General features: G+C 53.8%; 24 protein-coding genes. 14 read left to right on the top strand and 10 right to left on the bottom strand.

All coding sequences use genetic code 11. The annotated features are described in order from the left end of the window. The first annotated feature begins 103 nt into the window (after positions 1 to 103). The 3 genes from zntB (at position 104) to dbpA (ending at position 2,945) form a co-directional block, all read left to right on the top strand. Positions 104 to 1,087, top strand: a complete 984-nt coding sequence (zntB, locus tag OSH03_RS00435) for a zinc transporter ZntB (RefSeq protein ID WP_266177927.1) — start codon at positions 104 to 106, stop codon at positions 1,085 to 1,087. Positions 1,088 to 1,361: 274 nt separating this feature from the next. Next, the gene (gene ynaL, locus OSH03_RS00440; protein ID WP_071888254.1) at positions 1,362 to 1,544 is read left to right on the top strand and encodes a proline-rich small protein YnaL; all 183 of its coding nucleotides are present in this window, start codon (positions 1,362 to 1,364) and stop codon (positions 1,542 to 1,544) included. A 27-nt stretch (positions 1,545 to 1,571) separates the two neighbouring features. Next, positions 1,572 to 2,945 (top strand): ATP-dependent RNA helicase DbpA, encoded by a 1,374-nt coding sequence (dbpA, locus tag OSH03_RS00445; protein ID WP_266177928.1) that lies wholly within the window; start codon positions 1,572 to 1,574, stop codon positions 2,943 to 2,945. Positions 2,946 to 2,987: 42 nt separating this feature from the next. On the opposite strand, the gene ttcA is transcribed toward dbpA, so the two are convergent. Then, the gene (gene ttcA, locus OSH03_RS00450) at positions 2,988 to 3,923 is read right to left on the bottom strand and encodes a tRNA 2-thiocytidine(32) synthetase TtcA (protein WP_266177929.1); all 936 of its coding nucleotides are present in this window, start codon (positions 3,921 to 3,923) and stop codon (positions 2,988 to 2,990) included. A 597-nt stretch (positions 3,924 to 4,520) separates the two neighbouring features. Between ttcA and OSH03_RS00455 the strand changes: the two genes are divergently transcribed. The 6 genes from OSH03_RS00455 (at position 4,521) to OSH03_RS00480 (ending at position 8,400) form a co-directional block, all read left to right on the top strand. Further along, complete coding sequence (locus OSH03_RS00455; protein ID WP_266177930.1) at positions 4,521 to 6,497, top strand: alkyl/aryl-sulfatase; 1,977 nt, start codon at positions 4,521 to 4,523, stop codon at positions 6,495 to 6,497. 184 nt (positions 6,498 to 6,681) lie between these two features. Beyond that, the gene (locus OSH03_RS00460; RefSeq protein ID WP_266177931.1) at positions 6,682 to 7,026 is read left to right on the top strand and encodes a DUF1294 domain-containing protein; all 345 of its coding nucleotides are present in this window, start codon (positions 6,682 to 6,684) and stop codon (positions 7,024 to 7,026) included. A gap of 95 nt (positions 7,027 to 7,121) precedes the next feature. Then, complete coding sequence (locus OSH03_RS00465) at positions 7,122 to 7,556, top strand: VOC family protein (RefSeq protein ID WP_266177932.1); 435 nt, start codon at positions 7,122 to 7,124, stop codon at positions 7,554 to 7,556. A gap of 74 nt (positions 7,557 to 7,630) precedes the next feature. Then, complete coding sequence (locus OSH03_RS00470) at positions 7,631 to 7,828, top strand: hypothetical protein (protein ID WP_028013317.1); 198 nt, start codon at positions 7,631 to 7,633, stop codon at positions 7,826 to 7,828. Between the two features lie 3 nt (positions 7,829 to 7,831). Continuing rightward, positions 7,832 to 8,254, top strand: coding sequence for a GFA family protein (locus OSH03_RS00475; RefSeq protein ID WP_266177933.1), 423 nt, complete (start codon positions 7,832 to 7,834; stop codon positions 8,252 to 8,254). A 68-nt stretch (positions 8,255 to 8,322) separates the two neighbouring features. After that, the gene (locus OSH03_RS00480) at positions 8,323 to 8,400 is read left to right on the top strand and encodes a hypothetical protein (protein WP_223239581.1); all 78 of its coding nucleotides are present in this window, start codon (positions 8,323 to 8,325) and stop codon (positions 8,398 to 8,400) included. Positions 8,401 to 8,731: 331 nt separating this feature from the next. On the opposite strand, the gene ompC is transcribed toward OSH03_RS00480, so the two are convergent. Together ompC and nifJ are read right to left on the bottom strand one after the other, a co-directional pair. Then, a complete protein-coding gene (gene ompC, locus OSH03_RS00485; RefSeq protein WP_253542160.1) occupies positions 8,732 to 9,892 on the bottom strand; it encodes a porin OmpC in 1,161 nt (386 codons plus the stop codon). 389 nt (positions 9,893 to 10,281) lie between these two features. Then, positions 10,282 to 13,806 (bottom strand): pyruvate:ferredoxin (flavodoxin) oxidoreductase, encoded by a 3,525-nt coding sequence (gene nifJ, locus OSH03_RS00490; protein WP_266177934.1) that lies wholly within the window; start codon positions 13,804 to 13,806, stop codon positions 10,282 to 10,284. Between the two features lie 272 nt (positions 13,807 to 14,078). Between nifJ and OSH03_RS00495 the strand changes: the two genes are divergently transcribed. Continuing rightward, positions 14,079 to 14,345, top strand: coding sequence for a putative hemolysin (locus tag OSH03_RS00495; RefSeq protein WP_061099662.1), 267 nt, complete (start codon positions 14,079 to 14,081; stop codon positions 14,343 to 14,345). Here OSH03_RS00495 and hslJ read toward each other — a convergent pair whose 3' ends face one another. The 7 genes from hslJ to OSH03_RS00530 form a co-directional block, all read right to left on the bottom strand. After that, positions 14,346 to 14,783, bottom strand: coding sequence for a heat shock protein HslJ (gene hslJ / locus OSH03_RS00500; RefSeq protein WP_266177935.1), 438 nt, complete (start codon positions 14,781 to 14,783; stop codon positions 14,346 to 14,348). A gap of 126 nt (positions 14,784 to 14,909) precedes the next feature. Further along, positions 14,910 to 15,038, bottom strand: a complete 129-nt coding sequence (locus OSH03_RS00505) for a DUF2474 domain-containing protein (RefSeq protein WP_008501283.1) — start codon at positions 15,036 to 15,038, stop codon at positions 14,910 to 14,912. Next, complete coding sequence (gene cydB / locus OSH03_RS00510; protein WP_266177936.1) at positions 15,038 to 16,048, bottom strand: cytochrome d ubiquinol oxidase subunit II; 1,011 nt, start codon at positions 16,046 to 16,048, stop codon at positions 15,038 to 15,040. Before cydB ends, OSH03_RS00505 begins: the two co-directional genes overlap by 1 nt. Next, the gene (locus tag OSH03_RS00515) at positions 16,048 to 17,448 is read right to left on the bottom strand and encodes a cytochrome ubiquinol oxidase subunit I (RefSeq protein ID WP_266177937.1); all 1,401 of its coding nucleotides are present in this window, start codon (positions 17,446 to 17,448) and stop codon (positions 16,048 to 16,050) included. Before OSH03_RS00515 ends, cydB begins: the two co-directional genes overlap by 1 nt. A 124-nt stretch (positions 17,449 to 17,572) precedes the next feature. Further along, positions 17,573 to 17,974 carry a hypothetical protein gene (locus tag OSH03_RS00520; RefSeq protein WP_266177938.1) on the bottom strand — a complete coding sequence of 134 codons (402 nt, stop codon included), beginning with the start codon at positions 17,972 to 17,974 and terminating at the stop codon, positions 17,573 to 17,575. A gap of 3 nt (positions 17,975 to 17,977) precedes the next feature. Further along, positions 17,978 to 18,367: a polymorphic toxin type 44 domain-containing protein gene (locus tag OSH03_RS00525; protein WP_338148595.1), complete on the bottom strand. Its 390-nt coding sequence runs from the start codon at positions 18,365 to 18,367 to the stop codon at positions 17,978 to 17,980. After that, positions 18,364 to 18,855, bottom strand: a complete 492-nt coding sequence (locus OSH03_RS00530) for an Hcp family type VI secretion system effector (RefSeq protein ID WP_266177939.1) — start codon at positions 18,853 to 18,855, stop codon at positions 18,364 to 18,366. Before OSH03_RS00530 ends, OSH03_RS00525 begins: the two co-directional genes overlap by 4 nt. Before the next feature lie 425 nt (positions 18,856 to 19,280). Between OSH03_RS00530 and ymcF the strand changes: the two genes are divergently transcribed. From ymcF to OSH03_RS00550, 4 genes are all read left to right on the top strand, one after another. Continuing rightward, a complete protein-coding gene (gene ymcF / locus OSH03_RS00535) occupies positions 19,281 to 19,469 on the top strand; it encodes a cold shock small protein YmcF (RefSeq protein ID WP_266177940.1) in 189 nt (62 codons plus the stop codon). Between the two features lie 82 nt (positions 19,470 to 19,551). Then, positions 19,552 to 20,961 carry an aminotransferase-like domain-containing protein gene (locus OSH03_RS00540; protein ID WP_266177941.1) on the top strand — a complete coding sequence of 470 codons (1,410 nt, stop codon included), beginning with the start codon at positions 19,552 to 19,554 and terminating at the stop codon, positions 20,959 to 20,961. Between the two features lie 269 nt (positions 20,962 to 21,230). Continuing rightward, positions 21,231 to 22,376 carry a putative ABC transporter substrate-binding protein YdcS gene (gene ydcS, locus OSH03_RS00545; protein WP_266177942.1) on the top strand — a complete coding sequence of 382 codons (1,146 nt, stop codon included), beginning with the start codon at positions 21,231 to 21,233 and terminating at the stop codon, positions 22,374 to 22,376. A gap of 17 nt (positions 22,377 to 22,393) precedes the next feature. After that, positions 22,394 to 23,407, top strand: a complete 1,014-nt coding sequence (locus tag OSH03_RS00550; RefSeq protein ID WP_266177943.1) for an ABC transporter ATP-binding protein — start codon at positions 22,394 to 22,396, stop codon at positions 23,405 to 23,407.

The raw sequence follows: 23,407 nt of genomic DNA on the forward strand, positions 1-23,407 counted from the left end.
TGTACAATTCCTGAGCGATTTCAGCGCGATGCGAGACATAGTTGTTGCTTAACCCCTGATGGAAGCTAGACTGACATCGTAAGAGCCAAACAGGGGAGGCGCTGTGGAGAGCATTAAAGGATCTGAACTTAACGTTCCTGACGCAGTTTTTGCGTGGGTGCTGGACGGTCGCGGCGGTGCCCGACCGCTGGAAGATAATGATGTCATTGATAAAGAGCATCCCTGCTGGCTACATCTGAACTATACCCACCCGGACAGCGCTGACTGGCTGGCCTCGACTCCGCTACTGCCTAACAACGTACGTGATGCGCTGGCGGGGGAAAGCCTGCGGCCTCGCGTAAGCAGGATGGGTGACGGGACGCTTATCACCCTGCGCTGTATAAACGGCAGCACGGATGAACGTCCCGATCAGCTGGTGGCGATGCGCGTCTATATGGACGATGGGCTGATTGTTTCTACACGTCAGCGTAAGGTTCTGGCGCTGGACGATATTGTGAACGACCTCAAAGAGGGGACCGGACCGGTCGACTGCGGCAGCTGGCTGGTGGACGTCTGTGATGCCCTGACCGATCACGCGAGCGAATTTATTGAAGAGCTGCACGATAAAATTATCGACCTGGAAGATAATCTGCTCGATCAGCAGATCCCGCCGCGCGGCTTTTTGGCGCTATTGCGCAAGCAGCTGATCGTGATGCGTCGGTATATGACGCCACAACGGGATGTGTATGCCCGTCTGGCCAGCGAAAGACTCAGCTGGATGAATGACGATCAGCGCCGCCGGATGCAGGACATTGCTGACAGGCTGGGGCGCGGGCTGGATGAGATTGATTCCTGCATCGCCCGAACGGCGGTGATGGCGGATGAAATCGCACAGGTGATGCAGGAGTCGCTGGCGAGAAGAACCTATACGATGTCCCTGATGGCGATGGTCTTTTTACCCAGCACATTTCTGACAGGGCTTTTTGGCGTCAATCTGGGCGGTATACCCGGCGGCGAATATCGGTACGGCTTCACCGCGTTTTGCGTCATGTTAGTTGTTTTGATTGGTGGTGTTGCATGGTGGTTGCATCGTAGTAAATGGCTGTAAATTTAGGTTTTTTTTCACCTTTTACGGGGATTAAAACGCTCTTTTAATTGAGCGAAGTCAATAAACATCACCCCCGTAAGGTGCAATATTACTCCCGCAGGTGAATGCAACGTCAAGCGATGGGCGTTGCGCTCCATATTGTCTTACTTCCTTTTTTGAATTACTGCATAGCACAATTGATTCGTACGACGCCGACTTTATAGTCGGCTTTTTTTTGCCTCCTGTTTCTCAGCGTCTACCCTAAAAGGGACGACAGCAAATCCTGGAGGGAAAGATGAGCATTTTACTCGCTCTGCTACTGCAACACTCGCGTCAGTCCGATCCTGTCCCCACCGATCCCGTACCGATGCCCGATCCCATTCCGCGTCCGCAGCCGATGCCAGACCCGCCGCCGGACGAAGAACCGATTAAATTGTCGCATCGAACCCCGAGATCTGCGAGGATACGCGCCATCTGACCGTAAAGATGACCACGAGAGACTATTGTGACCGCTTTTTCTACCCTGAATGTTCTGCCTGCCGCCCAGCTCGACAACCTTAACGAGTTGGGATACCTCACGATGACGCCTGTTCAGGCGGCCGCGCTGCCCGCCATTCTTGAGGGCCGGGACGTGCGCGTGCAGGCGAAAACGGGCAGTGGGAAAACGGCCGCTTTCGGTCTTGGTCTGCTGCAGCATATTGACGCGTCGCTGTTTCAGACCCAGTCACTGGTGCTGTGCCCGACCCGCGAGCTGGCAGACCAGGTCGCGGGTGAGCTGCGCCGCCTGGCGCGCTTCCTGCCGAATACCAAGATCTTAACCCTCTGCGGTGGGCAGCCGTTTGGCGCACAGCGTGATTCGCTCCAGCACGCGCCGCACATTATTGTCGCGACGCCCGGCCGCCTGCTGGATCACCTGCAAAAAGGCACCGTTTCGCTCGATGCCTTAAGCACGCTGGTGATGGACGAGGCGGATAGGATGCTGGATATGGGCTTCAGCGATGCCATTGATGAAGTGATCCGCTTTGCGCCGGCCGATCGTCAGACGCTGCTTTTCTCTGCGACCTGGCCTGAAGCCATCGCCGCGATCAGCGGTCGCGTGCAGAAAAATCCGCTCACCATTGAGATCGACAGCGTCGATGCTCTGCCTGCCATCGAACAGCAGTTTTTCGAAACCTCTCAGCAGGGAAAAATCCCGCTCCTGCAGAAACTGCTGAGCCAGCACCAGCCTGCGTCATGCGTGGTGTTCTGTAATACCAAAAAAGACTGCCAGGCGGTTTGTGATGCCCTGAATGCGGCGGGGCAGAGTGCGCTGTCGCTGCACGGCGACTTAGAACAGCGCGATCGCGATCGGACGCTGGTGCGCTTTGCTAACGGCAGCGCGCGCGTGCTGGTGGCGACCGACGTGGCCGCGCGCGGTCTGGACATTAAATCCCTTGAACTGGTGGTGAACTATGAGCTGGCGTGGGATCCCGAAGTGCACGTTCACCGTATTGGTCGTACTGCCCGCGCCGGAAACAGCGGCCTGGCCATCAGCTTCTGCGCCCCGGAAGAGGCGCAGCGCGCTAATATTCTCTCAGAAATGTTGCAGATCAAGCTGAACTGGGTAAACGCGCCGGGCAGCGTCAGGGTCGTGCCGCTGGAGGCCGAAATGGCGACGCTGTGCATTGATGGCGGCAAAAAGGCCAAGATGCGACCGGGGGATGTGCTGGGCGCACTGACCGGAGATGTGGGTCTGGAAGGGGCGGATATCGGGAAGATTGCGGTTCATCCGGCGCATGTGTACGTGGCGGTTCGCCAGGCGGTTGCCCATAAGGCGTGGAAGCAGCTGCAAAACGGCAAAATTAAAGGCAAAACCTGCCGCGTACGTCTGCTGAAATAAGGCATAAAGCGTCTCAGAAGGTCTTTCTGAGACGCCCATCGCTTATTTCACTTCAAGCACGTTCAGACGTAACTCTTCGAACTGATTGTCATCGTCTTCCGGCTGCCAGCCCGCAGGCTGCACAGGGATCTCTTCCCGGTCAAACGCCAGATCGCCACCATTCACCACCTCCGAACCGTGGTTGATACCTTTGAAGTCGAACAGCTCAACGTCTGCGAGGTGGGAAGGGACCACGTTCTGCATCGCGCTGAACATGGTCTCAATGCGGCCCGGATAACGTTTGTCCCAGTCGCGCAGCATGTCGCCAATCACCTGACGCTGCAGGTTCGGCTGAGAGCCGCACAGGTTGCATGGAATGATCGGGAACCCTTTCGCCTGAGAAAAACGCTCAATGTCTTTTTCACGGCAGTAGGCAAGAGGGCGGATCACAATGTGCTTGCCGTCATCGCTCATCAGCTTAGGCGGCATGCCTTTCATCTTGCCGCCGTAGAACATGTTCAGGAACAGCGTTTGCAGGATATCGTCGCGGTGATGGCCCAGCGCGATTTTGGTCGCGCCCAGCTCCGTTGCGGTACGATAGAGAATGCCGCGGCGAAGACGGGAGCAAAGCGAGCAGGTGGTTTTCCCTTCCGGAATCTTCTCTTTCACGATGCCGTAGGTGTTTTCTTCGACGATTTTGTACTCAACGCCCAGCTGTTCCAGGTATTCCGGCAGAATGTGCTCCGGGAAGCCCGGCTGTTTCTGGTCAAGGTTGACCGCCACCAGAGAAAAATTCACCGGCGCGCTTTGCTGAAGATTTCGCAGGATCTCCAGCATGGTATAGCTGTCTTTACCCCCTGACAGGCAAACCATGATGCGGTCGCCTTCTTCAATCATGTTGAAGTCTGCAATGGCTTCGCCAACGTTACGGCGCAGGCGCTTTTGCAGTTTGTTCAGGTTGTATTGCTCTTTCTTTGTACTCGATTGATTCTCTGGCATTTTTATTTGTCTCGGGAGGCGTCAGGGCACCATAGGGGTAGGCCTCTTTCTAAATCGACGACCGAACATCCGGCATGACGATCTGATCCTGGCTCATTTCCGCTATCCTGCCCCGTAAATTTCGTAAACCCTTTTCGCGTTTTCAAGCCCGTCTGACCGGGAATGAAAGACGGGGTAGCGCTGGCAGATAAACGCCAGCAGGCGTAGGCATGCCGCGTATGGTACGGATTACTGCGACGAATTCAATACGCTTAGGGATTGCATCAAGAGATTTAGCCTGACAAGAACAGGCGTAAGCACTATTGATGGAGAGCGGCGAGATGATATCAGTACAGATTCAGTAATAGTTGATGAACGGAAAGAACTGACAATCAACAACGGTATGATAAGTGTATTGCTATTATCGGTTTTTATTCGGTCAAGAATGTACAGAATTAACAGCCCTGCTTAGACCATTTCTGCACAAATTCAACGCGTTAATTTTCGCCAGTTAACTTGCTGATTGCGCAACACCACTTATATTTATTCATGCTTCCTTTCATTAAGTTCTTTTTAAAAAATCCCACATATGCTGTGGCAGAACATCGAGAGGTTTTGATGAAATTCAACATGATAGTAAGGAGCCTTGCTTTAGCTGGCATTCTGGGCTCAATGAGCCCGTCCCTTTGGGCCGCAGAGGCCTCTAAAGAGGCCGCAGCAGCAACGCAGCAAGCCAACAATGCCTTGTATAATCAACTTCCTTTCTCCGATAACGCTGATTTTACCAATGCTCATAAAGGTTTCATCGCGCCACTTCCTCAGGAGGTTATCAAGGGCGAGCAAGGAAATATAATCTGGAATCCGCAACAATATTCTTTTATTAAAGAAGGCGATAAAGCTCCCGATACGGTTAATCCCAGCTTATGGCGTCAATCTCAGCTGATCAATATTAGCGGTCTGTTTGAGGTTACCGACGGCGTTTATCAGATTCGAAATCTTGACCTGTCGAATATGACCATTATCGAAGGTAAAGAGGGTATTACCGTGGTGGACCCGCTGGTTTCGGCAGAAACAGCGAAAGTGGGTATGGAGCTCTACTTCAAAAATCGCGGGAATAAACCCGTTGTTGCCGTTATTTATACCCACAGCCATGTTGACCACTACGGCGGCGTGCGGGGGGTGGTTGATGAAGCGGACGTGAAGTCCGGCAAGGTCAAAGTCTATGCCCCGGCAGGGTTTATGGAAGCCGCCGTTGCGGAAAATATCATGGCAGGTAATGTTATGAGCCGCCGCGCCAGCTACATGTACGGCAACTTGCTGAAGCCAGATGCCAAAGGACAGGTGGGGGCTGGTCTGGGGACCACAACATCAGCAGGAACGGTAACGCTGATTGCTCCTACGAACATCATTGAGAAAGATGGTCAGAAAGAGGTCATCGACGGACTTACCTACGACTTTATGCTCGCGCCGGGTTCCGAAGCACCCTCGGAAATGCTCTGGTATATCGAAGAGAAAAAACTCATCGAATCTGCCGAGGATGTCACTCACACCCTGCACAACACCTATTCACTGCGTGGCGCGAAAATTCGTGAACCGCTGCCGTGGTCGAAATACATCAATCAGGCGATTGTGCGCTGGGGTGATAAAGCGGAAATCATCATGGCACAACACCACTGGCCGACCTGGGGTAACGAAAACGTAGTCAAGCTGCTGAAAAGTCAACGTGACCTCTATCGTTACATCAACGACCAGACGCTTCGCATGGCAAACGAAGGGCTGACGCGGGATGAAATAGCCGCAAACTTTAAGCTGCCAGATTCACTGGCGCATACCTGGGCTAACCGCGGTTACTACGGCTCGGTGAGCCATGATGTGAAAGCGACCTATGTTCTTTACCTTGGCTGGTTTGATGGCAATCCGGCCACGCTGGATGAACTGCCACCAGAAGAAGGCGCGAAAAAATTCGTGGAGTATATGGGCGGTGCGGATGCCATTTTGAGCAAGGCGAAAACCGACTTTGACCAGGGGAACTACCGCTGGGTTGCACAGGTCGTGAGCAAAGTTGTGTTTGCCGACCCAAATAACCAGGCCGCGCGTAACCTGGAAGCGGATGCGCTGGAGCAGCTCGGCTACCAGGCTGAATCGGGGCCATGGCGTAACTTCTACCTGACCGGAGCCCAGGAGCTCCGTAACGGCGTAGTGAAAGGCCCGACGCCAAACACCGCCAGCCCGGATACCGTGCGCGCCATGACGCCAGAGATGTTCTTCGATTATCTGGCGGTACATATTAACGGCCAGAAAGCCGGAGACGCTAAATCGGTATTTAACATCGATCTGGGCAGCGATGGCGGCAAATATAAGCTGGAGCTGGAAAATGGCGTGCTGAACCACACGGCTAACGCCGAGGCGAAGGACGCAGATGCGACGGTGACCCTGAATCGGGACACGCTGAATAAAATCATCCTGAAAGAGGTTACGCTCAAGCAGGCCGAAGACAGCGGCGATGTAAAAATTTCAGGTGATGGAGCGAAACTCGACGCGATGCTCGGGTATATGGATAAATTTGATTTCTGGTTCAATATCGTCACACCTTAAGCGCGTTCCCTGCGGGAAATATTTCCCGCAGGGACGTTTTCCACGCTTGTCGGTCAGCATGTTGTTAACATCAGGCCGATGAAAACTGATAATTCCTCAAACACAGGCAGATCTGAACAGAATAGTGGCCGCTCCCTGCGTATAATGCCTTTCGAATTCGCATAAATATCCAGTGGCTGTCCTTATGACTCTGAATCGCCTTTGCTTTTTATTCCTGCTCATCGCTGCAATCAGCAGCTTTTTGGCCACGTATCCCTTTGCCATGTGGTTGCTGTTAATCAATGTCCTGACGATGATCGTTTACGGTGTCGATAAAACCGCCGCGCGAAAAGGGATGCGCAGGGTACCGGAGATCACGTTACTGGCGTTTGGCACTGTGGGAGGGTGGCCAGGCGCCATATTAGGCCAACAGATCTTTCGCCATAAAACGCAGAAGCAGCCCTTCAAAACCTGGTTTTTGCTGAGCATCGTCGTGAGTATTTCAGCCACGGCGGCGCTTTATCATTTCTGTCCCATTATTCTTTTTTGAACATCATCAGGACCGCACAAATTCACCGTTGACCTAAAGTTAACTTGAGCTTTTAAGATGTCTGCGACATGTTGATACAGGAGTAACATCTTAAAATGAAAGACATTGACGTAGGATTCACTCATGTTGCTTTTATGGTCAGGGATCTGGAGAAGAGCGTTGCTTTCTACCGCCGATATGCCGGGATGGAGGTCATTCATTCGCGTGAGCCCGACCTACCCGATGCCCGTAAAGTGGCGTGGCTAACTGACCATACGCGTCCTTTTGCGCTGGTTCTGGTGCAGGCGGACACCGTGACCGATACGCCGCTGGGGCATTTTGGCCACCTTGGGATTGCCTGCGCCACGCGCGAAGAAATTGACAGAAAAACCGCGATGGCTATCGAAGAAGGGGTGTTACGGAAAGCGCCGGAAGATCTGGGCGATCCCGTTGGGTACTATGTATTCTTTGCCGATCCCGATGGAAATACCTTAGAGCTCTCGTACGGCCAGCGCGTCGGGCTCACAGCAATTCAGGCGCAGAAATACTAAAACGCCCGAACACGGTCTGACGCTGCGTTTTTGAAAATCCTGCTACGCTTGTTTGTTGTATCAGGAGCATGAGTATGAAGAACAAAGACGAACAAACAGGATTAGTGGGGCTGGCGATTGGGGCCGCCGTTATAGGGCTGGTTTCATCGCAAAAAACGATCGATCGTGACAGCATTGTTAACGAACTGGTCAGGCTCGGCAGGCAAAAAGGCGATGGTGTGGAAGATGAGGTTTTCCTTAAAGCTGCCGAGCTGGTGAGAAAAGGGGTATAGCCGATGGCTGACATTCGTCATGCACAGTGCCATTGCGGTGCGGTGGCATTTACCGTCGAACTTACTGACGGCTTTAATACCGCGCGGCGCTGCAGCTGCTCTTTCTGCCGTATGCGGGGCGCGGTTGTGGTCTCTGCACCGCTGTCGGGCATTACCATGACCAGAGGTGAGGATAAGCTGACGGAGTACCGGTTCAACACGGGGACGGCGCGGCATTTCTTCTGCTCGGTCTGCGGGATTTACACGTTCCATCAGCGTCGTTCAAACCCAAATGAATACGGAGTGAATGTCGCCTGTTTTGAAAACGTGTCGCCGTTTGATTTCCCCGAAGTGACGGTGATGGATGGCGTAAACCATCCGAGCGATGGTGAAAGCGGCGTTTTTGGCTATCTCTCGTTTCGCAAAAAAGAGACCAGTAAAGGTTAATTACCGCCTGGCCTTTTTTTTATCAGCCTGGCTATAGTGGGAAGTGGGTTTCTAAAACAGGAGAAATTATGCTCTGTGTAGAAAAAGACGATCCGCGTGAGGCCCCGGAATCAGGGGATAAAAAGCCTCAACCCGTGAAAAAGTAACGCTCGAAACGCGTATGAACGCCACCGGCACTGCTGGTGGCTTTTTTTCTGGGAATGACCGTTAATGGCGATCCAGATGGTTTAACAGCGTGCCGAGATGCCCGACAATATCGCGAAAATCAAAGATTAACGCCATCCATAAACACGCCAGAAGAGTCAGTATGGTAACGGATATTCGGCCAAACAACGCTGTCATCCTTAGTGAAGAGGGGGATATCGGCGCAGTCTAACCCGTTTTCTTTCAACTTATCCTCAACAATACGGCAATAAAGTGCTGTTGTGAGACAAACATCAAAAAGAGGAGCCCGCATTATGCTGCGGGCTCTACTTATCAGAACTGGTAAACCAGGCCTAATGCAACGACATCGTCGGTGCTGATGCCGTTGTTTTTGTAGAAGCTGTCGTCTTCATCCAGCAAGTTGATTTTATAATCAACGTAGGTGGACATGTTCTTGTTGAAATAGTAAGTCGCGCCTACGTCCGCATATTTAACCAGGTCCTGATCGCCCTGACCGTTGCCCAGGTCTTTCCCTTTAGACTGCAGGTAAGAAATAGCCGGACGCAGACCGAAATCGAACTGGTACTGGGCGGTTACTTCGAAGTTCTGAGTTTTGTTGGCAATACCGCCGCCTAACTCACTATCACCTGAACCGTACGGCGTCATATTACGGGTTTCAGAATACATCGCCGCCAGGTAGATATTATTTGCGTCATATTTGAGGCCAGCAGTCCAGGCATCCGCTTTATCACCTCCCGCATATTGAGACGCAGCGCCAGTACCTGCGCTTACCTGGTCATTTGTACGGTCAGATGAGGCGTAGGCGGCACCGGCACTGATCCCCATGCCGAAATCATAGGTGGTAGAAATACCGAAGCCGTCGCCATTTTGATTGCGGATGTTGTTATCTGTCCGGTTGTTAGTCCCTTCCTGAGAGCAACCCGTCTCATCGCAATTACTGCCTTCATTGTTGCCCTGATACTGCAGCGCGAAGTTCAGACCCTGCACCAGACCATAGAAATCGGTGTTACGGTAGGTTGCTACGCCGTTGGCGCGGCCGGTCATAAAGTTATCGGCATAGGTGTAAGAGTCGCCGCCGAACTCAGGCAGCATATCGGTCCAGCCTTCCACGTCGTACAGCACGCCATAGTTACGGCCGTAATCGAAGGAACCGTAGTCACCCACTTTGACACCCGCAAAGGCCAGACGCGTCCAGGACTGATTATCAGACCCTTCGGTGTTATTTGCCTGAATGTTATATTCCCACTGCGCGTAGCCTGTCATCATGTCGTTAATCTGCGTTTCACCTTTGAAACCCAGACGCATGTAGGTTTGATCCCCGTCTTTAGAAGCATCATCGGAGAAATAGTGCAGACCATCTACTTTTCCGTACAGATCCAGTTTGTTGCCGTCTTTATTATAAATTTCTGCCGCATGCGCGGCGCCAGCCATTAACAGAGCCGGAATCATAAGAGCCAGTACTTTTCTTTGCATAGTGATTTTCCTTTGCAGTTGTTTTTATTTGATTACCTGTTGAACTTTCCGAATAAGAAAGCTGTCTCATGCTAAATCACTCGTGCGGAATATTAATAAAATAGAATTGTTACGAATTAAGTAAAATCTAAACCGGATAAATCTACGGTAATAGTCATTTGTTTTATGAATGAGTTTAAATAAACCATATTAAATAAAAATTATTAATTAGCGGTTAAATCAGGTAATCTCTGCCCCGTTATATGCCTTTAAGATTATTTATCCATAATTATCGTGAATGTCATTTGGGAAACTAAAGAGAGATTCATTAATTATCTGGATTAGCCCGATGTGAAGACATCGGGCTTTTTTTATGGCAAAAAAATGCCCGGACGAGCCGGGCAGTGGGTTTAGTCGCTGGTGGATTTTTCGGCTTTTCCTGCCAGCTGCGCCAGGAAGTCATACCGTTTTTGCAGATCCGCTGCCGCGTCTTGCCAGAGCTGCTCTGCCACCTCAGGCTGTTGCGCATTCAGGCGGCGGAAGCGCTGCTCCTGCATTAGCGTTTCTGCCAGGGCGTCTGACGGTGGACGCGAATCCAGCGCCAGCGGTAATTTGCCCTCGTCCGCACGGCGCGGATCGAACCGGTAAAGCGGCCAGAAGCCGGTGGCCGTCAGCTGACGCATCTGATCGTGGCTGAGGGCCAGGTCGTAGCCATGCTCTTCGCAAGGGCTGTAGGCAATAATCAGCGACGGCCCCGGATACGCTTCAGCCTCCTGAATGGCTTTCACCGTCTGGTTAAGCTGCGCGCCCAGCGAGATTTGCGCGACGTAAACGTGGCCGTACATCATCATGCTCACGCCGAGATCCTTACGCGCCTTGCGTTTACCGTGTTCACCAAATTTCGTGACGGCGCCCAGCGGCGTGGCTTTCGATGCCTGCCCACCGGTATTGGAATAACACTGCGTATCCAGAACCAGAATGTTGACGTTTTCGGTCAGGCTTAACACGTGATCCAGCCCGCCAAAGCCGATGTCGTAAGCCCAGCCGTCGCCGCCAATCAGCCAGATCGATTTTTCGACCAGAGCGTCAGCGTCGGTAAGAAGCTGTTCAGCACCGGCCACCCCCTGAAGGGCGTTACGCAGCTCCGCTACCTGCTCGCGACGCACCTCGGGCGTGGCGTCGGCGTGAAGTGCGGCATTGAGATCGGCAGGGATCTGCCCGGCAAACTGTTCCAGCAGGCGCATCACGCGCGCGCGGTGCTGGTCAACGGTGAGGCGGAAGCCCAGGCCAAACTCGGCGTTATCCTCGAACAGGGAGTTTGCCCATGCCGGACCGCGCCCATTCGCATCGGTGGTGTACGGCGTGGACGGTAAATTACCGCCGTAGATCGAAGAGCAGCCGGTGGCGTTGGCAATGAGCATCCGGTCACCGTACAGCTGGGTAAGCAGCTTAATATACGGCGTTTCACCGCAGCCGGAGCAGGCGCCGGAGTACTCGAACAGCGGCGTGATCAGCTGCGAGGTACGAATATCAATGCGTTCCAGCTTGCTGCGATCGATTTCCGGCAGGTTCAGGAAGAAGTCATAGTTCACTTTTTCTTCTTCAACGTGCTCAAGGCGCGACATCATATTGATGGCTTTGATGTCCGGGTTCTGCCTGTCCTTAGCAGGGCAGACCTCAACGCACAGGTTACACCCGGTGCAGTCTTCCGGTGCGACCTGCAGAACGTATTTCTGGCCGCGCATGTCGCGGGATTTTACATCCAGAGAGTGCAGGCTGGCCGGGGCATCTTCCATTGCTTCCGGTGACACCACTTTGGCGCGAATGGCCGAGTGCGGGCAGGCCGCGACGCAGTGGTTACACTGGGTACAGAGCTCTTCTTTCCAGATGGGGATCGCTTCGGCGATGTTGCGTTTTTCCCAGCGCGTGGTGCCCATCGGCCAGGTTCCGTCCGGCGGCAGCGCAGAGACGGGCAGGGCGTCACCCAGCCCGGCCAGCATGGCGGCCGTCACGGTCTTCACGAAATCAGGCGCCGCATCCGAGACCACCGGAGGGCGATTCGGGCTGGCGTCATTGACCGGCTGCAGCGGCACCTCAAACAGCGACTCGCGCGCCAGCGCCAGCGCCTGCCAGTTTCGCTCTACCAGCTCCTGCCCCTTGCTGCTGTAGCTTTTGGCAATGGCCCCCTGCAGCTCCACCAGCGCGCTGTCGCCAGGCAGGATATTGGTCAGATGGAAGAAGGCCATTTGCATGACGGTATTGATTCGCGCGGCCAGGCCACATTCGCGGGCAATTTTCGCCGCGTTAACCACGTAGAAGCGGGCTTTTTTCTGATTCAGCACCGTCTGTACTTCCTGCGGCAGGCGCGCCCAGACCTCATCCGCATTGTATGGCGTATTGAGGAGGAAGATGCCGCCGGGCTTCAGGCGCTCGGCCATCTGGTACTTGTCAATAAACTGCAGCTGATGGCAGCCAACAAAGTCGGCCTGAGAAATAAGATAGGCCGAGCGGATAGGCTGCTCGCTGACGCGCAGGTGAGAAACGGTCAGACCGCCGGCTTTCTTGGAGTCGTAGACGAAGTAACCCTGCGCGTACCACGGCGTTGAGTTGCCGATGATCTTGATATTGTTTTTGGTCGCCGAGACGCTGCCGTCGCTGCCCAGGCCGTAAAACAGCGCCTCAAGTTTGGCGGTCGAGGGCAGGGTGTTTTCCGGCAAGGGCAGGGAAAGATTCGTCACGTCATCATAAATGCCCACCGTAAAGCGCGGCTTGGGTTTTGCTTCGCTTAGCTCGTTAAACACGGCCAGCACGCAGTCCGGCCCAAACTCTTTGGAAGACAGGCCATAGCGTCCGCCGATAACGCGCGGCAGCGTTTCACGCTCGCCGTTATTAAAGGCTTCAGCGAGGGCTGTCATCACGTCAAGATACAGCGGTTCCGCGTGCGCGCCAGGCTCTTTGGTTCGATCGAGCACCGCCACGGTACGCGCGCTTTCCGGCAGGGCAGAGAGCAGATGTTTAGCCGAGAACGGGCGGTAAAGACGCACTTTAAGCACGCCGACCTTTTCTCCACGGGTCAGCAGCTCGTCGACCACCTCTTCACAGGTGCCGATAGCGGAACCCATCAGCACAATCACGCGCTCGGCCTGCGGGTGGCCGTAGTATTCGAACGGTTTGTACTCGCGTCCGGTTGCGGCGGCAAAGTCATTCATTGCCTGCTCGACGTGGTCATAAACCGCGTTGTACCAGGGGTTTGTGGCCTCGCGTGACTGAAAATAAGTATCCGGGTTTGCCGATGTCCCTCGGATAACCGGATGTTCCGGGTTCAGGGCGCGGGCTCGATGCGCGTCGATTTCCGCCTGCGGCAGCAGATCAAGGATAGTCTCGTCCGCCAGCGGGACGATTTTGTTGATTTCGTGAGACGTACGGAAACCATCAAAGAAGTGGATAAACGGAACGCGGCTTTTAAGCGTGGCGATATGCGAAATTAAGGCAAAGTCCTGGGCTTCCTGAACGCTGCTGGCGCACAGCATCGCGCACCCGGTCTGGCGCACGGCCATCACGTCCGAGTGATCGCCAAAAATAGAGAGTGCGTGGGTGGCCACGGTACGCGCCGCGACGTGCAGGACGAAGGGGGTCAGTTGACCCGCGAGTTTATACAGCGTTGGGATCATCAACAACAATCCCTGAGAGGAGGTAAACGACGTGGAAAGCGCGCCTGTCTGCAGCGCACCGTGGACCGTAGCAATCGCCCCCGCTTCAGACTGCATTTCAACCACTCTCGGGACATCGCCCCAGACGTTTTTTAACCCGTTTCCCGCCCAGGCATCCGCCTGCTCGGCCATGGTTGAACTAGGCGTGATCGGATAGATGGCGATAACTTCACTGGTGCGAAACGCGACTGAGGCAACTGCACCATTACCGTCAATAGTTTGCATAGGACGACACCCTTACATTGCGCAAAAATAGAGAGGCTGTCATAAGGCGACCAGCCCTGAATATTATCTCTTAAGTCTAGCAAACAGGGGGTTTTGCGATTTTCGCTTTTGTGTCCTCGGTATTTCCACCATCAATGGTTAGATCAAACTTAGGGCGAAAAAAATTGCGAGAAATTGTTTCAGCAGCGCATAAATACGCACTTCCGCTCTCGACGACACGGGATGTGATGCCTATTATGCTTAGGTTTCGCACTAATTACGGGGAAGAGAGCATGCGTTCAGCATTTTGGGTAGGGTGTGCCGCGCTATTATTATCGGCATGTAGCAGTGAACCTGTTCAGCAGGCCACGGCGGCCCACGTGGCGCCGGGAATGAAAGCGGCAATGTCCAGTTCAGGCCAGGCCAACTGCGCCATGATTGGCGGCTCGCTGTCCGTTGCCCGCCAGCTTGATGGTTCGTCTATTGGAATGTGCGCCTTGCCAAACGGCAAACGCTGCAGTGAACAGTCGCTTGCCGTTGGAAGCTGCGGTAGCTACTGATTATTCTGCGCGCTTAAACATCAGCGTCTTATCGGCCGTCGCCAGCGTCAGCTGGTCTTCAGTCAGGTCGACCTGCGCCCCTTTGCGCAGCATGTCGCTGATGGCCTGATCCAGCTCGTTAAGCTGTAGTTCGGTACAGAGTTTGCGGGTCATCGCCAGCGTTTTCACCTTTAGCTCACCTTCGGACAGCTTTCCCTGCCCGGTGAAGCGGTTACACATCTGGCCCGAAACGCTAATGTTATCAATGAGGCTAATGTCGGGAAGCGCGTTAAAAGCGATCTCAGGCTGCGTTGTCATGCCCTTCACGGCCTTGCCGTCCACGTTTTCCAGAACAAAACGGTGGCTCTTCAGCCGATCCGGCTGAACGGATGCTTTGCCCGGATTAACGCAGCCGCTGAGGACAAGGCTGATAACACTTAACGCGATGAGCTTTTTCATTTTTCTTCTCAAATAATAAATTCTGTGAATCTTTTACCAGTGTAACGATACTCTGCGGTGCGTTAATGGGGTTTATCTGAAAGTGCGGGGTGGTGTCGGGCAGCGCAGGGCTGCCCGGAATGAAGTTTAATGCGATTTAAACCCGGCAGCCGTCATCAGCATGCGAAAGAGCATGCTGACTGCTGCCAGCGCCAGTACGCTGCCGCCCCAGATAATGGCCAGCCACAGCAATCTTTTCCAGACAGGTTGTTGCATCAGTGATAACCCTCCCCAGGCTGAACTTTGCCGCGAAATACGTAGTAGCTCCAGAAGGTGTAGACCAGAATGACGGGAATGATCAACAGCGCGCCCACCAGCATAAAGCCCTGGCTTTGCGTCGGCGCGGCGGCCTGCCACAGGGTGATCGACGGCGGTATGATATGCGGCCAGATGCTGATCCCAAGCCCGCTAAAGCCGAGGAAGATCAGCCCCAGCGTCAGAATAAACGGCCGAGCATGGCTGTCAGGATTATTCAGGCAGCGCCACTGGTAGAGGCTAAACATGACGACCAGGGCAGGGACCGGCAGCAGATAAAACAGATTCGGCAGCGTAAACCAGCGCGCAGCGATGTCCGGGTGCGCCAGCGGCGTCCAGAGGCTGATCGCCGCGATAAACGCCAGCAGCACGATCAACAGCGTCTTCGAAACCTCACGCATCCTTTGCTGCAGCGCATTTTCGCTTTTCATCACCAGCCACGTAGAACCTAACAGCGCGTAGGCCACCACCAGACCCGCGCCGCAGAACAGATTAAACGCGGTAAACCAGTCAAACGGTCCGCCGGTGTACGTTCTGCCAGTGACGCTAAAGCCGTTAATGACGGCACCCACCGTCACGCCCTGGGTAAACGTCGCCAGAACGGAACCGCCAATAAACGCCTTATCCCAAAAAGGACGGTGGGCCGGCGTGGCTTTAAAGCGAAACTCAAACGCTACGCCACGAAAAATAAGTCCGATCAGCATTAACGTCAGCGGGATGGTCAGAGCATCAATAATCACCGCATAGGCCAGTGGGAATGCACCAAACAGGGCGGCACCGCCGAGCACCAGCCAGGTCTCATTGCCGTCCCAGACTGGCGCGACGCTGTTGACCATCACGTCGCGATCGTCGGCGTTTTTCGTTGCCGGGAACAGAATACCGATCCCCAGATCAAACCCGTCCATGACGATATACATCAGCGTGGCAAAGACGATGATAACAAACCAGATAATGGAAAGATCGATACCCATTATGGCTGCTCCTTATGTTCAGCTGTGACGGCAGAAAGCGGGCGCGCCGGGCGTCCGTCGGACTCGGTGGCGAACGATTCATGCGGCTGCGGGCCTTTTCGGATGAGGCGCACCATATAGCTGTAGCCCACGCCGAATACCGAGGTATAGACGACGAAGAAGGCCAGCAGACTCACGCTCATATGCAGATCGCCATGGGCAGAAACCGCATCCTTCGTTCGCTGAAGCCCGTAGACCACCCACGGCTGGCGACCGACTTCGGTGGTGACCCATCCTGCCAGAATGGCAATCAGCCCGGATGGCCCCATCAGCAGCGCAAACCACAGGAACGGACGTGAAGAATAAACCCGCTTTTTATAACGCAGCCAGAGCGCCACAACCCCAAGCAGCAGCATCAGCATTCCTAAGCCCGCCATAATGCGGAACGACCAGAAGACGATGGTGGAATTAGGACGGTCTTCTTTTGGAAACTCTTTTAGCGCAGGGACCTGTTTATCCAGGCTATGCGTCAGGATGAGGCTCCCCAGCGCCGGGATCGCCATTCCAAAGCGGGTGCGCTCTTGTTCCATGTCCGGCCAGCCAAACAGCAGCAGCGGGGTAGGCTCACCCGGCGGGTTTTCCCAATGGCCTTCAATGGCGGCAATCTTCGCGGGCTGGTGCTTTAAAGTGTTCAACCCGTGCATATCGCCAACCAGCGCCTGGATGGGGGCGACAATCAGCGTCATCCATAGCGCCATCGAAAACATCGCCCGGATGGCGGGGGTATTATTCCCGCGCAGCAGATGCCATGCCGCGGATGCACCGACAAACAGGGCGCTGCTCAGGAATGCCGCAATCGACATATGCATCAGGCGATAGGGGAAGGAGGGGTTAAATACCACGGCGAACCAGTCCACCGGCACCACCTGACCGTTGACGATCTCGTAGCCCTGCGGGGTCTGCATCCAACTGTTCGATGAGAGGATCCAGAAGGTGGAGATAATGGTGCCCAGCGCCACCATGCAGGTGGAGAAGAAGTGCAGGCCTGGCCCCACTTTATTCCAGCCGAACAGCATCACGCCGAGGAACCCGGCTTCAAGGAAGAAGGCGGTAAGCACTTCATAGGTCAGCAGCGGGCCGGTAATGCTGCCCGCAAACTGCGAAAAGCCGCTCCAGTTGGTGCCAAACTGGTAGGCCATCACCAGCCCGGAGACCACGCCCATGCCAAAGTTGACGGCGAAAATCTTCGACCAGAAATGGTACAGCGAGCGCCAGACCGGATTTTTTGTTTTCAGCCACAGCCCTTCGAGCACGGCAAGATAGCTGGCCAGGCCAATGGTGATGGCCGGGAAAATAATGTGAAAGGATACGGTAAAGGCAAACTGTATCCGCGCAAGGTGAAAAGCATCCAAACCAAACATGCAAAACTCCGCGATGTAATTATGTCGATGCCATTCTAAGCCGCGCCAGCTATGGGTTGCAGAGACAGACCTGTGTTATTTATCTATAACAGTTTCCAGACTAATGAGCATTCAGCGAGCACCTTTAGTATGGTGATGCATCAAGAAGAATATTGGCGAGTTTAGACGTATTATGGAAAGAATATATGTCCCCACGAACACGTAGATATACGCCATCGTCCTTAACACTGATTATCACGTCAGGATCGTTAGTCACCATAAATGGCGTGGCCTGGTCAATATGAGATAAAAAATCTGCTTCGCTTCTTTTTGCATCCGATAAATAGTAATGATAGGTAAAGGATGTCATTGCCCCGGCATTAGCTTGAGTAACATACAAAACAGCCCAGCTATTGACTTTTACTTTTGAACGTAAATCTTGTTCGACAGGGAAGTTCATAAAATATAAAAACCATCCGGAGTAGGCCAGTGAAAATAATAAAGGTACTAGAATATAGCGTTTTTTAAAAACCCGTTCTGGTTGCATAGTCTATTCCGCATTTAATCCAGAGTTGATCATTAGGATCATCCCCAAAAGGGGGGGACCATACCAGTGTCTATCTGTTGATTTCCCATTCCCTGATTTTGACTGCGCCCATCCGGCAGCACGTAAAAGAACGGGGGCAGAAATTCCAGCCGCAGTGCCAACTGCACCATAATGAAAATTGCCAAAATTCTCGTATTGTCGGCCAATTCTTGTTTTATAATCCCATGGGCCATGTAACCTGACCTGTTGATAAAACCACTCATATGTTAGTGCTGATGGGCCCCGATGAAAACGTGCTAACATCATATTATTTATAATATTAACACCTGGCGGTGAGAAAGATGAAATATCATAAGGTGGGTGAGGAGACACCGCTAAAGTTGGGTATCTCATGCTTGAGGTCTCTCATTCCAGTCGTCGGTAAACATGATGTTACCGTCACAGTGTTTCCAGGTGATTTTTTCATATCGAAATTCTACACATTCGAGATGATTGTGTTTTTCCTTCGTTGGATCTTTTGTGTCATGCATCATTGGCGAGACGCCGACGATTTTTACTCCTTCCAAAAACATGTTGAAGTATTCTACCTCTTGCCCTGCATCATTAATCTTGTACCACCTAAACTCTGCAGATTTAAGAGTTTGACCGGTTGCGACAGCTTTATAGAGATAGGGTGACGAAGAATCAAAGTCTTTTTGTATGATTACGGATGAATGCTTGCGAGTTCCGGTAATTTTTCCCGTAAAACCATCGGTAGGCAGGCTGAGGTTGTGGGAAAAGCCATTAACTTCTATGCTGCCTTCGCGATCCTGAACATCAACAGCGCCCTTAATATCTGCTCCGCCGTCATCTTTTATCCATAAATATGCTGGAATGGCCATGTAAAACTCCTTTTTGATTTAGTCGATGATATTTTTGAGTAATTTAATACTCCAGAGCGGGCAAGCCGATTAGGCCAAAAATGCCATGCAAAATATTTATATTTCATTGAGTTATGTGTCGAAATGCAGTTGTCGATTTGATTAATACACTACAGTAATGCGTTCATCACTGTTCTAAAGTGTATTTTTATGAATTTTCCACATTAAACCGCTTGCTTTGCCGTCATCGCCGTGCGTTAATGGTCTTCTGGTTTTGAGTCCAAAAAAATATCTGACGTAGTTTTATAAAGCAGTTCTCATCACGTTGTGCCTCTCCGCAGCCGCTCCTGGTTCTCTTTCTACACTCCGATTAGTTTTTGTTTCAAACCACTATCGCCTGAAAGGCCCATTAGCAATTTACGTTTTTACGTTTACAGGAGAATCTTATGACTTCTTACATTCATTTCCGCTGCCCATGCTGTCATGGTTCGCAGTACCGTACCTCAGCCTTCGATGTGTCTGAGAAAAACCCGTTCGGTGCAAAATGCATTTTTTGCAAATCGCCGATGATTACGCTCGATCACCTGGCCGCTGCGCGTTCCGCTCAAAGCCACATCACCGAGTACCGCAAGTAATTAACCCGTTTTTTCATAACAGTTAGCAAAATCTTCTCTTTTTCTCCTGCTGATATACACTGTCGGCAATAAGGAGAATCTGATGAAAAAATACCAGCGTCTGGCGCAACAAATTATCTCGCAGATTGAGCTTGGCGTTTGGCTGCCGGGCGATAAGCTGCCTTCCCTGCGTGAGCAGGTGGCAAGCAGCGGCATGAGTTTTATGACCGTTGGCCACGCGTATCAGATGCTGGAAAGTCAGGGGCGCATTGTCGCCAGGCCGCAGTCGGGCTATTACGTTGCCTCGCGCCCGACCGCACAACAGCCTGCGCCGCCTGCCCAGGTGATGCGTGATGAAGCGGTAGATATCAATACCTACATCTTCGAGGTCTTACAGGCCAGCCGCGATCCGTCCGTTGTTCCTTTCGCTTCCGCCTTTCCCGACCCCCGGCTTTTCCCGCTTCAGCAGCTCAACCGCTCGCTGGCAAACGTCAGTAAAACCGCTACAGCAATGAGCGTGATTGAGAACCTACCGCCCGGTAACGCTGAACTCCGACACGCCATTGCGCGCCGCTATGCGCAGCAGGGGATGAACATCTCGCCGGACGAAATCGTCATTACCGCAGGCGCCCTTGAAGCCCTCAACCTGAGTTTGCAGGCGGTGACGGAGCCAGGAGACTGGGTGATTGTTGAAAACCCCTGTTTCTACGGCGCGCTGCAGGCGCTGGAGCGTCTGAAGCTAAAAGCGCTGTCGGTCGCCACAGACGTCCGGGAGGGGATCGACCTGAATGCGCTGGAACAGGCGCTGAACGACTACCCGGTAAAAGCCTGCTGGCTCATGACCAACGGTCAAAACCCGCTTGGCTTTACGCTGAGCGCGGAGAAAAAAGCGCGTCTGGTCGCGCTCCTGACGGAGCACAACGTCACCCTGATCGAGGACGATGTCTACAGCGAGCTCTATTTTGGTCGGGAAAAGCCCCTTCCGGCGAAAGCCTGGGATCGGAGTGACATGACGCTCCACTGCTCCTCCTTCTCAAAATGCCTGGTGGCGGGGTTTCGCATCGGATGGGTGGCGGCGGGAAAACACGCGCGGCGCATTCAGCAGCTGCAGCTGATGAGCACGCTCTCAACCAGTTCTCCCATGCAGCTGGCGCTGGTGGACTACCTGGCGACCAAGCGCTACGACGCCCATCTGCGGCGCCTGCGACGAACGCTCGCCGAGCGAAAACAGCAGGCGTGGCAGTCGCTTCTGCGCCATATGCCTGCCGGCGTTAAAATCCACCATAACGACAGCGGCTACTTTTTATGGCTGGAGCTGCCGGCGCGGCTGGACGCGGGCCAGCTCAGCGAAAAGGCCTTAACGCACCACATAAGCATTGCGCCTGGAAAGATGTTTTCCACCTCAGACGCGTGGACGCCGTTCTTCCGGTTTAATACGTCCTGGGCGTGGGGCGAGCGGGAAGAGCAGGCGGTCATTCAGCTGGGTAAATTAATTAGCACAATGATGGAATAACTTTTTCCCTTTATTTAAATAATCATTTCTTATCCTGACGACGGCACGGCGAATATTTTGCGGTGCCGTATCATATGAAATCTGCATACCGGCTTTCGCGGCTAACTCCTTGTCTATAATCCAGTTAACGGGGAATGCGTCCTCTGTCACACCTTGATGAAATTTCCTTAAGCCGAACGGTGCGGCGCATTTGCGCGGTCTACGTTTAATGAGGGAGATATTTTTACGGCACGGCTGCCGCTAATTTCATTGCGACAGGAGTAACTCTTATGAGCAAAAGATTTGCCCGCAGCAGCCTGTGCGCGCTCGGCATGACTATCATGACCGCGCAAGCCGCAGAACCGCCAAAAGCCATCGGCGACGGGGAAGGTCGACTGGATATTATCGCCTGGCCGGGGTACATCGAACGCGGACAGACGGATAAAAATTATGACTGGGTCACCCAGTTTGAAAAAGAGACCGGCTGCGCTGTCAACGTCAAAACGGCGGCCACGTCCGATGAAATGGTCAGCCTGATGGCGAAAGGCGGATATGACCTGGTCACCGCCTCAGGTGACGCCTCCCTGCGCCTGATCATGGGCAAACGCGTTCAGCCGATTAACCCCGATCTTATCCCTAACTGGAAAACCCTCGACCCGCGCATCGTGAAGGGCGAGTGGTTTAACGTGGGCGGCAAAGTCTACGGCACGCCGTATCAGTGGGGCCCCAACCTGCTGATGTACAACACCAAAACCTTCCCGACGCCGCCGGACAGCTGGAGCGTGGTCTTTACAAAGCAGGATCTGCCGGACGGTAAAACTAATCAGGGGCGCGTGCAGGCGTATGATGGCCCGATTTACATCGCCGATGCGGCGCTGTTCGTCAAAGCCACCCAGCCGCAGCTGGGGATCAAAGACCCGTACCAGCTCACCGAAGAACAATATGCCGCCGTGCTCAAGGTGCTTCGCGACCAGCATGCCCTGATCCACCGCTACTGGCATGACACCACCGTCCAGATGAGCGACTTCAAAAATGAAGGCGTCGTGGCCTCCAGCGCCTGGCCGTATCAGGCGAATGCCCTGAAGGCCGAGAACCAGCCCGTTGCCACCGTCTTCCCGAAGGAGGGGGTAACCGGCTGGGCGGACACCACCATGCTGCACGCGCAGGCAAAACACCCGATGTGCGCCTACAAGTGGATGAACTGGTCGCTCACGCCGAAAGTGCAGGGCGATCTGGCGGCATGGTTTGGCTCGCTGCCCGTCGTTGCTGAAGGTTGTAAGGCCAGCACGCTGCTGGGCGACAAGGGCTGCGAAACCAACGGCTATAACTATTTTGACAAAATCATGTTCTGGAAAACACCCATCGCGGAAGGCGGGAAATATGTGCCTTACAGCCGCTGGACGCAGGATTACATCGCCATTATGGGCGGCCGCTAATCGTCCGGGAGCAGAACATGACGTACGCAGTAGAGTTTAACAATGTTTCCCGACTGTACGGCGACGTGCGGGCGGTGGATGGGGTCACCATTGCGATTCGTGACGGGGAGTTTTTCTCCATGCTGGGGCCTTCGGGCTCCGGCAAAACCACCTGCCTGCGTCTGATTGCCGGCTTTGAGCAGCTGTCCGGCGGCACTATCGCCATCTTCGGCAAAGAGGCGAGCGCGCTGCCGCCGTGGGAGCGGGACGTGAATACCGTCTTTCAGGACTACGCGCTGTTCCCGCATATGTCGATCCTCGATAACGTCGCCTACGGGCTGATGGTCAAAGGCGTCGACAAGAAAAAACGCCACGCGCAGGCCGGTGATGCGCTGGAAAAAGTGGGCCTTAGCTTTGCCGTCGCCCGCAAGCCTTCGCAGCTTTCCGGCGGCCAGCGCCAGCGCGTTGCCATCGCCCGGGCGCTGGTGAATGAACCGCGCGTCCTGCTGCTCGACGAGCCGCTAGGTGCGCTCGATCTCAAGCTGCGGGAACAGATGCAGCTCGAGCTGAAGAAGCTTCAGCAGGAACTCGGTATCACCTTTATTTTCGTCACCCACGATCAGGGCGAAGCCCTCTCCATGTCGGACCGGGTGGCGGTATTCAATAACGGGCGTATCGAGCAGGTAGATACGCCGCGCGATCTCTACATGCGCCCGCACACGCCGTTTGTCGCCGGTTTTGTCGGCACCTCTAACGTCTTTGACGCAGGTCTGTCACATAAAATCTGCGGCATGGAAGGCAGCTATTCCCTGCGCCCGGAGCATATCCGCCTGAATGAGGTCGGTGAGGTTCAGGTGCAGGGCGTCGTGCAGGCCGTTCAGTATCAGGGGGCATCCACGCGCCTGGAGCTCAGGCTCGCCAACGGTGCCAAACTGCTGGTGAGCCAGGCCAACTTCAGCGATCTCTCGCCGCTGCACGGCATTGCGCCGGGGCAGGCCGTCACGGCGTCGTGGTCGCGCGAGGCGATGATTCGCCTGTACGAGGAGAGATGA

Source organism: Enterobacter nematophilus (assembly GCF_026344075.1).
GTDB classification, from domain to species: Bacteria; Pseudomonadota; Gammaproteobacteria; order Enterobacterales; family Enterobacteriaceae; genus Enterobacter; species Enterobacter nematophilus.

Bases quoted from the DNA above. Each gene is read 5' to 3' on its own strand.
- ttcA (WP_266177929.1), bottom strand. From the start codon at position 3,923: ATGCCAGAGAATCAATCGAGTACAAAGAAAGAGCAATACAACCTGAAC.
- OSH03_RS00540 (WP_266177941.1), top strand. From the start codon at position 19,552: ATGAAAAAATACCAGCGTCTGGCGCAACAAATTATCTCGCAGATTGAG.
- ompC (WP_253542160.1), bottom strand. From the start codon at position 9,892: ATGCAAAGAAAAGTACTGGCTCTTATGATTCCGGCTCTGTTAATGGCT.
- OSH03_RS00475 (WP_266177933.1), top strand. From the start codon at position 7,832: ATGGCTGACATTCGTCATGCACAGTGCCATTGCGGTGCGGTGGCATTT.
- OSH03_RS00515 (WP_266177937.1), bottom strand. From the start codon at position 17,448: ATGTTTGGTTTGGATGCTTTTCACCTTGCGCGGATACAGTTTGCCTTT.
- ynaL (WP_071888254.1), top strand. From the start codon at position 1,362: ATGAGCATTTTACTCGCTCTGCTACTGCAACACTCGCGTCAGTCCGAT.
- OSH03_RS00480 (WP_223239581.1), top strand. From the start codon at position 8,323: ATGCTCTGTGTAGAAAAAGACGATCCGCGTGAGGCCCCGGAATCAGGG.
- OSH03_RS00495 (WP_061099662.1), top strand. From the start codon at position 14,079: ATGCGTTCAGCATTTTGGGTAGGGTGTGCCGCGCTATTATTATCGGCA.
- cydB (WP_266177936.1), bottom strand. From the start codon at position 16,048: ATGGGTATCGATCTTTCCATTATCTGGTTTGTTATCATCGTCTTTGCC.
- ydcS (WP_266177942.1), top strand. From the start codon at position 21,231: ATGAGCAAAAGATTTGCCCGCAGCAGCCTGTGCGCGCTCGGCATGACT.
- nifJ (WP_266177934.1), bottom strand. From the start codon at position 13,806: ATGCAAACTATTGACGGTAATGGTGCAGTTGCCTCAGTCGCGTTTCGC.
- OSH03_RS00455 (WP_266177930.1), top strand. From the start codon at position 4,521: ATGAAATTCAACATGATAGTAAGGAGCCTTGCTTTAGCTGGCATTCTG.
- hslJ (WP_266177935.1), bottom strand. From the start codon at position 14,783: ATGAAAAAGCTCATCGCGTTAAGTGTTATCAGCCTTGTCCTCAGCGGC.
- OSH03_RS00505 (WP_008501283.1), bottom strand. From the start codon at position 15,038: ATGCAACAACCTGTCTGGAAAAGATTGCTGTGGCTGGCCATTATCTGG.
- OSH03_RS00525 (WP_338148595.1), bottom strand. From the start codon at position 18,367: ATGAGATACCCAACTTTAGCGGTGTCTCCTCACCCACCTTATGATATT.
- OSH03_RS00550 (WP_266177943.1), top strand. From the start codon at position 22,394: ATGACGTACGCAGTAGAGTTTAACAATGTTTCCCGACTGTACGGCGAC.
- ymcF (WP_266177940.1), top strand. From the start codon at position 19,281: ATGACTTCTTACATTCATTTCCGCTGCCCATGCTGTCATGGTTCGCAG.
- OSH03_RS00520 (WP_266177938.1), bottom strand. From the start codon at position 17,974: ATGCAACCAGAACGGGTTTTTAAAAAACGCTATATTCTAGTACCTTTA.
- OSH03_RS00470 (WP_028013317.1), top strand. From the start codon at position 7,631: ATGAAGAACAAAGACGAACAAACAGGATTAGTGGGGCTGGCGATTGGG.
- OSH03_RS00530 (WP_266177939.1), bottom strand. From the start codon at position 18,855: ATGGCCATTCCAGCATATTTATGGATAAAAGATGACGGCGGAGCAGAT.
- OSH03_RS00465 (WP_266177932.1), top strand. From the start codon at position 7,122: ATGAAAGACATTGACGTAGGATTCACTCATGTTGCTTTTATGGTCAGG.
- OSH03_RS00460 (WP_266177931.1), top strand. From the start codon at position 6,682: ATGACTCTGAATCGCCTTTGCTTTTTATTCCTGCTCATCGCTGCAATC.